At 41.1% G+C, this 1423-nt stretch carries 2 protein-coding genes; both read left to right on the top strand.

The window, feature by feature from the left end:
* Positions 1 to 45: 45 nt before the first annotated feature.
* Positions 46 to 564, top strand: a complete 519-nt coding sequence (locus JMX50_RS13130; protein WP_201630057.1) for a helix-turn-helix domain-containing protein — start codon at positions 46 to 48, stop codon at positions 562 to 564.
* On the top strand, positions 468 to 1391 hold the full coding sequence (locus JMX50_RS13125; RefSeq protein WP_201630058.1) for an IS3 family transposase: 924 nt from the start codon (positions 468 to 470) through the stop codon (positions 1389 to 1391). The genes JMX50_RS13130 and JMX50_RS13125 overlap by 97 nt, the downstream gene beginning before the upstream one ends.
* Positions 1392 to 1423 lie beyond the last annotated feature (32 nt).

Genomic DNA, 1423 nt, shown 5'->3' with positions numbered 1-1423 from the left:
TGAACCGACCCCCATAAGTTGGACACAACTTATGGGGGTATTTTTATGCGTTACGATCTAGACTTTAAGATGCAAGTCATCGCATACTATCGGCAAGGACATACCGGACTTGCCACAAGTGAGAAGTTTAAAGTAGATTCGAAACTTGTACAAAAATGGGTTAAGCAATATCAAAGCGGTGGTATAGACGCGATCAAGCCAAAGACAAGTAAGGCCAAATACAGCAGTGGGTTTAAATACAAAGTGATTACGACCATGCTGACGCAAGGATTAAGTCAATCCGAGGTCGCTTTAACATTTAACATCAGCTCACCGGCGCTCATTAGTCATTGGCACAAAGCTTATCGACTACAGGGTATGTCTGGACTCGTATCTAAACATAAAGGTAGAACCGCCATGAGCAAACCATTTATCACAGACAAGCCAGATGATGAAAAGAGCTTAGCAGAGCTTAAGCGTGAGAATGAATACCTACGTGCAGAGGTTGCCTACCTAAAAAAGCTCGATGCCTTGCTCAAAGCGGAGGAACAAGCAGGCAAAAAGCAAGGCTCATCGAAGCACTAAGACAAGAGTACCCTTTATCTGCTTTGCTAAACATCGCTAAGATGGCTAAAAGTGTCTTTTACTACCATAGGTGTCAGTTTGACGTTAAAGACAAATATGCAGACTTAAAACAGCGTATTACTGAGCTTTACCATCAGCATAAAGGCAGGTATGGTTATCGTAGAGTCACGGCTGCATTAAAGCAGCTAGATTGTCATCATAACCATAAGCTCATCGCTAAGCTTATGCATGACATGAAGCTTAGCGCAAAGATAAGACGTCAGAAGTATCGCTCCTATAAAGGACAACAAGGTAAGATTGCGAAGAACTATTTAAAACGCCAGTTTCATGCAGATAAACCAAATAAGCGCTGGCTGACCGATATTACTGAGTTTAAGGTGGGTGATGATAAGCTGTATTTGTCACCCATACTTGATTGTTATAACAATGAGATTGTCAGTTATACACTCTCAAAGAGACCCACTTATGACTTAGTTGGCAAGATGCTAGAGGATGCTTTGGCAAAGACGAAAGCGTGCCGTGATAACAAGTTAATGCTGCACTCTGATCAAGGATGGCATTATCAAATGAGACTGTTTGGACAGGTGCTGAAACAGCATGGTATTAAGCAAAGTATGAGCAGAAAAGGCAACTGTTTGGATAATGCGCTCATGGAGGGGTTCTTTGGTACCCTAAAGTGTGAGACGATTTATATTGAAAAGCCTAATTCGATTGAAGGTTTAGAGAAACAGATTCATGAGTATATTCACTACTATAATCATGAAAGAATTCAACTCAAACTAAAAGGACTGAGTCCTGTTAAGTACAGAACTCAGTCCTTGATATAAACTAAACCGTCCAACATTTGGGGGTCAGTTCA

It is taken from the genome of Psychrobacter maritimus (assembly GCF_904846345.1).
GTDB classification, from domain to species: Bacteria; Pseudomonadota; Gammaproteobacteria; order Pseudomonadales; family Moraxellaceae; genus Psychrobacter; species Psychrobacter maritimus.
Note: the sequence above shows the minus strand (reverse complement) of the source record. Positions and strands in the feature narration are given on the sequence as shown.

Excerpts from the sequence above, each read along its gene's own strand:
- JMX50_RS13130 (WP_201630057.1), top strand. The coding sequence starts at position 46 with ATGCGTTACGATCTAGACTTTAAGATGCAAGTCATCGCATACTATCGG.